Origin of the sequence: Serpentinicella sp. ANB-PHB4 (assembly GCF_031432315.1) — a bacterium.
In the GTDB taxonomy this organism is placed as follows: Bacteria; Bacillota; Clostridia; order Peptostreptococcales; family Natronincolaceae; genus Serpentinicella.
Window position 1 is genome coordinate 58,156 of record NZ_JAVKGO010000013.1, and the last position, 6,756, is coordinate 64,911.

Sequence of the window (6,756 nt, forward strand, 5' to 3'; positions counted from 1 at the left end):
GTGGATAAAGTTGTGGAATTTGTGGAAAACATGTGGATGAATGTGAACAAAAAATAAATCGTATTTTGTAAAAATATTAATAAAAGAAAAGAATCGTGACAGAAGTTAACATAAATACACGATTATAAAAAAATCAACCTGTTGATAAAGTGCAATAAAAAGAATACATCAAAGATGTATTCTTTTTATTGCATAGACTCCCATACTTCATAAAGTTTTTCAATTTCACTTTCAACGAATTGAAATTCTTCATTTACAGATTTACTTTTCTCAGGATCGGAATATATCTTTTCGTCGCACATACTTGATTTGAGATCTTCCAGTTTAGATTCAAGCTGTATAATCTTTTCTTCTATCTCTTGTTGTTCCTTTTCTTGTTGTCTGGCTTTTGCTTTTGCTTCCTTTTCTTTTCTACGTATTTCTTTTTGATGGGTTTTGGTTTGTTTTTCTGGAACAGAATCTGCTTCTAAAAGAAATGCTTGTTCTTTTTTCTTTTCTATATAGTAACTATAGTTGCCTAAGAATGTCTCTGCTTTATTGGGACTTAGCTCAATAATTTTATTTGTAACTCTGTCTAAAAAGTATCGATCGTGGGAAATAACAAAAATAGTGCCATCATATTCACACAAAGCAATTTCAAGAATCTCCTTAGAAGCAATATCCAGATGATTAGTTGGTTCATCGAGTAAAAGGAAATTTGATTCAGATAAAATAAGTTTTAGTAAAGATACTCTTGCTTTTTCACCACCACTCAAAGTTTTAATTTGTTTAAAGACGTCGTCATTAAAAAACAAAAAAGAGCCTAATAAAGTTCGTATGTCTGTTTCATTCATATGAGGATATGCGTCGGCTATTTCTTCAACTAAATTATTATCTAACTTCAAATTGACTAGCTCTTGATCGTAATAACCAAGGTCTACTAGATGACCTAGCTGTATTTTTTCCATGGATTCATTCAAAATCATTTTAAAAAGTGTCGACTTTCCAATTCCGTTAGGACCTATAAGACCTACCTTGTCTCCCTTATAAAGGTTGAAAGATAAGTGATTAAAAAGTGGTTGGTCTTCAAAGCTTTTTGACAAGTCATTAACAGCCAATACATCTGTTCCACTATCATAAGCACTACTAAAGTGAAATTGTTTTCTAGTAGATGTTTGTATTTGGTTCGTAGGGACTTTTATTTTTTGTAATTGTTTTTCTCGACTTTGTGCCCGCATTGCTAATTTTTCCGTACCATGTTGTTTAAACCGACGAATAATTTCTTTTTGTCGATCCATTTCTTTCTGCAGTGCAATCTGTTCTCTCCGTTGTTGTTCTCTGAGTTGGACTTTCTTTTTAATAAAATCAGAATAGTTGCCTTGAAAAGAAAGCAGTTTTTGATTTTCGATTTCTATAACATGGGTTACGGTTTGATCGAGAAAATAACGATCGTGGGAAATAATTAGGACGGTACCTTGATAATCTTTTAAAAACCCTTCCAACCATTCAACGGATTCGATATCTAAATGATTGGTCGGTTCATCTAATAAAAGGATATCTGGTTTTGAAAGTAGCAATTTCGCTAGAGAAATACGAGTTTTTTGACCACCACTAAGCTGTTCAATAGGTTGTGAAAACAGTTCTTCAGAAAAACCTAAACCTCTTAAAACACCTCTAACCTCACTTCGAAAGGCATATCCATTTCTTTGTTCGAAAACCTCAGTTAAATGTGCATAAGTGTCCATATATGATTGTAAGGTGTCACTGTCTTGGTTTCCTTTTCCAAGGTCTGCAATTTTCTGTTCACAGGCTTTGATTTCTTTTTCTAGCTTTATTAATTCCGAAAAAACCAGGACGGTTTCTTCATATATACTTTTCTTTTCATCAAAATCATGATTTTGTTTTAAATAACCTATTTGAGCGGATTTTGAAATAAATATATTTCCCGAGTCTTTTACTAACTCACCAGTTAATAGTTTAAACAAAGTTGATTTGCCAGCCCCATTAGGTCCAATCACACCAACTTTTTGCCCTTTATTTATATGAAAAGTAATTTGATCAAGAATTAGATCAACACCATAGGACTTTGATAGGTTACTACAGGATAAAACGATCATATATAAGCCTCCTATACTTTAGTACACATATAGTTTAACAAAAGAAAGGAAATAAATAAACGTTTAAAGATTATAGGAAGCATATTTCAGATCAATTAAGTAATGCATAAGTAAATGTAAGATAAGTTTGGTAAAATTTTAACAATTTACATTAAAAAATAAATCTGTTATAATCAAGTTAGGATTAGGACATTCTTTATATAGATAAAGACTTCAAAAATGGAGCAAGAAAGAGAATGTCAAAAGAAAAAGTTAGGAGTACTGGGTTATGGGAAAACAACAGGGTAATATTTCTACAGCAGTTATTAGAAGGCTGCCAAAGTATCATCGTTATTTAAAAGATCTATTAGATCGAGAAGTATACCGAATATCTTCAAAAGAGCTTAGCGTACTAACTGGATTTACAGCGTCACAGATACGCCAAGATTTAAATAATTTTGGTGGATTCGGACAACAGGGGTATGGCTACAATGTAGAAGAATTATATAAAGAAATACGTAGCATTATGGGATTGACAAAGACCTATAATACAGTTATCGTAGGTTATGGAAACCTAGGACAAGCAATTGCAAATTATACAAGCTTTGAAAAATCAGGATTCAGTTTAAAAGGATTATTTGACACTAATCCTGAAATAATTGGAAACAAAGTAAAAGATATTTACATTCACGCTTTAGATGAAATGGAAAATTTCCTCAAGAATAATCAAATTGATATTGCAATTATTTCAACACCAAAAGCTTATGCACAAGATATTGCTACAAGGATAAGTAAGGCTGGAGTGCCAGGAATTTGGAACTTTGCACCCGTAGATTTAAAAGTCCCAGAAGGTGTTATTGTGGAGAATGTTCACTTAAGCGACAGTTTGTTTATTTTATCTTATTTAATAAGCAATCAAGAAGATGTGGAGTAAGCAGAGCAAACAAATTTAAAACTTACACATGAAAAAAGCTTTACAATAGCTTTTTCTATAAAAGATTTTGTTAATTTGTTAACAAAAAAGACATAGTTCGTCTAGGATTGTATTATCTTATTACAAAAAATAGTATTGCACAAAAATACAAAATATATAATATATTTTGTAAAATAAAAGTTTGACAATAAAATCACAAATTTCAACAAATAAATACATTAATTTTTTTATCAAACCTTGTTAAAAATTTGGCATACTTATTGCACTATATAGTGCTGAGTTTGTCGTTAATATATTAACAATAAAGTAAGATATAAATTAAGGAGGGAAATGGTGTGAATTTTAACTTAACTAAGGAACAAGAAATGATTCAAAAAATGATTAGAGATTTCACAGAAAATGAAGTACAGCCTTTAGCTGCAGAAGTGGATGAGAACCACAGATTTCCAACAGAAACTGTTGAGAAAATGGCTAAGTATGGATTGTTAGGTATGATTATTCCTAAACAATATGGTGGTGCTGGAGCTGATGATTTAAGCTACGCTATGGTAGTAGAAGAATTATCAAGAGCCTGTGCAACAACAGGAGTTATTGAGTCAGCACACAGTTCTTTATGCTGTTGGCCAATTATTAAATTTGGTAATGATGAGCAAAAGAAAAGATTTTTACCAGACTTAGCAAAAGGTAAATTAGGTGCTTTTGGATTAACTGAGCCAAATGCAGGAACAGATGCAGCTGGACAACAAACAACTGCAGTTCTTGATGGTGATGAGTATGTAATCAATGGATCTAAAATCTTTATTACAAATGGTGGATACGCAGAAACATACATCGTAATTGCTGTTACAGATAGAGCAAAAGGTGTTAAAGGAACAAGTGCATTTATTGTTGACAGTTCTACACCAGGATTCTCGATTGGTAAAGTGGAGAAAAAATTAGGTATTAAAGGTTCTTCAACAACTGAATTAGTATTTGAAAACATGAGAATACCTAAAGCAAACTTACTTGGAAAAGAAGGACAAGGATTTAAAATTGCTATGCAAACATTAGATGGTGGTAGAATTGGTATCGCTGCTCAAGCCCTAGGAATCGCTCAAGGTGCTTTAGACGAAACAATTAAATATGTTCAAGAAAGAGAGCAATTTGGTAGACCATTATCTAAATTCCAAAATACACAATTCCAAATAGCAGATATGGAAACAAAAATACAAGCATCTAGACACTTAGTTTATAGTGCAGCTTGTGCGAAGCAAGAAGGCAAACCATATGCTAAGTTAGCTGCTATGGCAAAATTATTTGCTGCAGAAACATCTATGGAAGTAACAACTAAAGCAGTACAATTACATGGTGGATACGGATACACTGCTGATTATCCTGTAGAAAGAATGATGAGAGATGCAAAAATCACTGAAATCTACGAAGGAACTTCAGAAGTTCAAAAAATGGTAATCGCAGGAAGCGTTATTAAATAATAAGGGAGGTCGTTCAAGTGAAAATCGTTGTTTGTGTAAAACAAGTTCCAGATACAAATGAAGTTAAAATCGATCCTGTTAAAGGGACACTAATTCGTGATGGAGTACCTAGTATTCTAAATCCAGATGACCAACATGCCGTAGAAGAGGCGTTAAGAATAAAAGATTCAAATCCTGAGGCTCATGTAACAGTTATTACAATGGGACCACCTCAAGCGAAAGAAGTATTATTAGAATGTTTAGCAATGGGCGCAGATAGAGCGATCCTAGTAAGTGATAGAGCTTTTGCAGGTGCAGATACTTGGGCTACATCTGAAACTTTAGCAGGAGCAATCAGAAGATTAGATGGATATGACGTAATCTTCTGTGGAAGACAAGCGATTGATGGAGATACAGCTCAGGTTGGACCACAGATTGCAGAAAGATTACAAATACCTCAAGTAACTTATGTTGAAGGTTTCGAAGACAAAGGAAGCAACTTTGTTGTAAGAAGACAATTAGAAGATGGTTATGAAATGGTACAAGTTCAAAAGCCAGCTTTATTCACAGCAATTCAAGAATTAAACGAGCCAAGATACGCATCAATTCCAGGAATCGTTACAGCTTGTAGAGAAAAAGAAGTAGAAGTGTTCAATGTAGATGACATTGAAGTAGATAGAAAGCAAATCGGTCTAGAAGGATCACCTACACAGGTTAAGCGTTCATTCACACCTGAAGCAAAAGGAAAAGGTGTTATGCTTAAAGGGTCTTCAAAAGAAATGGCTGAGCAATTAATTGTAAACTTAAAGAAAAAGCATTTAATATAGTATAAGGGGAGGTTAAGAAAATGCCAGTACGAATTATAGAAGATAAATGTAAAGGTTGTACACTATGTATTGGGGCTTGTCCTTTCGGAGCCTTAGAAATGGTAAACAGAGTAGCAGTTATGAATGAAAACTGTACCCACTGTGGTGCTTGTATAGATTCTTGTAACTTTGATGCAATTATCGAAGAAAAAATCGAAACAGAAGAAAAAGATTTAAGTGCTTACAAAGGTGTATGGGTATTTGCTGAGCAAAGACAAGGTGAGTTAATGCCAGTAGCTGCTGAATTATTAGGAGAAGGAAGAAAAATCGCTAATGAAATCGGTGTTGAATTAAGTGCTGTTCTTCTAGGAAACAAAGTTGATGGATTAGCTAAAGACCTAATTGCATACGGTGCAGATAAAGTATATGTTGCTAATGATAGATTATTAGAAACATTTACAACTGACGGATATACAAAAGTTATGACAGAAATGATTAACGAGTATAAGCCAGAGATCGTATTAGTAGGCGCAACGCATATTGGTAGAGACTTAGCACCTAGAGTTGCAGCAAGAGTAGGAACAGGGCTAACAGCTGACTGTACAACTTTAGAAGTTGATGCAGAAGATAAAAAATTACTTCAAACAAGACCAGCTTTCGGTGGAAACATCATGGCGACAATTATTTGTCCAAACCATAGACCACAAATGTCTACAGTAAGACCAGGGGTTATGGAAAAAGCGGAAAGAAATGATAGCAATACAGGAGAAGTAATTAACTTCAATGTATCCCTAGATGAAGAAGAACTTAGAACAAAAGTGCTTGAGATCATTAAAGAAGCAAAAGGAAATGTAAATATCCAAGAAGCTGATTTTATCGTATCTGGTGGACGTGGAGTTGGAACAAAAGATGGATTCCAATTACTAGAAAAATTAGCGAAAAAATTAAACGGAGTTGTTGGAGCTTCAAGAGCAGCAGTAGACCAAGGTTGGATTGACCATGATTTCCAAGTTGGACAAACTGGAAAAACGGTTAGACCTCAAATCTATATTGCCTGTGGTATTTCAGGAGCAATTCAGCATTTAGCTGGAATGCAAGATGCAGACTATATTATTGCAATCAACAAAAACCCAGATGCACCTATCTTTAAGGTTGCAGACTACGGAATTGTTGGAGACTTAAATGATGTAATACCAAACATTATTGAAGCATTAGATAATGTAGATGATATTACAAAAGCTTTTGCAGAAGCAGCAGCTACTAACTAAAATTATACTTTAAAAGGAAAGGTTTTCTAAACCTTTCCTTTTGTAATTAATGAAAAAATATGCATTAGAAGTTTTATTATAGTAGGAATACAAATTATATTTAAAAATGAATATAACAAATAAAAAGAAAGGCTTTAATATCCTAGGCTCTTTGTCAATAGTTGGGGTGGGATTATATTTAATCTCGCTCCATTATTACATTAGAGCCTATTTTAGTATAAT

Annotated in this window: 5 protein-coding genes; 4 read left to right on the forward strand and 1 reads right to left on the reverse strand. The window is 33.3% G+C overall.

Annotation, left to right across the window (positions count from 1 at the left end; translation table 11 throughout):
- Window positions 1-185 precede the first annotated feature (185 nt).
- Window positions 186-2,096: an ABC transporter ATP-binding protein gene (locus tag RH915_RS09920; RefSeq protein ID WP_310479759.1), complete on the reverse strand. Its 1,911-nt coding sequence runs from the start codon at window positions 2,094-2,096 to the stop codon at window positions 186-188.
- A gap of 268 nt (window positions 2,097-2,364) precedes the next feature.
- On the opposite strand from RH915_RS09920, the gene RH915_RS09925 reads away from it, so the two are divergent.
- The 4 genes from RH915_RS09925 (at window position 2,365) to RH915_RS09940 (ending at window position 6,534) form a co-directional block, all read left to right on the forward strand.
- Window positions 2,365-3,009 carry a redox-sensing transcriptional repressor Rex gene (locus RH915_RS09925; RefSeq protein ID WP_310479761.1) on the forward strand — a complete coding sequence of 215 codons (645 nt, stop codon included), beginning with the start codon at window positions 2,365-2,367 and terminating at the stop codon, window positions 3,007-3,009.
- Window positions 3,010-3,344: 335 nt separating this feature from the next.
- Window positions 3,345-4,481, forward strand: coding sequence for an acyl-CoA dehydrogenase (locus tag RH915_RS09930; RefSeq protein WP_310479763.1), 1,137 nt, complete (start codon window positions 3,345-3,347; stop codon window positions 4,479-4,481).
- A 17-nt stretch (window positions 4,482-4,498) separates the two neighbouring features.
- The gene (locus RH915_RS09935) at window positions 4,499-5,287 is read left to right on the forward strand and encodes an electron transfer flavoprotein subunit beta/FixA family protein (RefSeq protein WP_310479766.1); all 789 of its coding nucleotides are present in this window, start codon (window positions 4,499-4,501) and stop codon (window positions 5,285-5,287) included.
- A 20-nt stretch (window positions 5,288-5,307) separates the two neighbouring features.
- Window positions 5,308-6,534, forward strand: a complete 1,227-nt coding sequence (locus tag RH915_RS09940; protein ID WP_310479769.1) for an FAD-binding protein — start codon at window positions 5,308-5,310, stop codon at window positions 6,532-6,534.
- The last annotated feature ends 222 nt before the right edge of the window (window positions 6,535-6,756 follow it).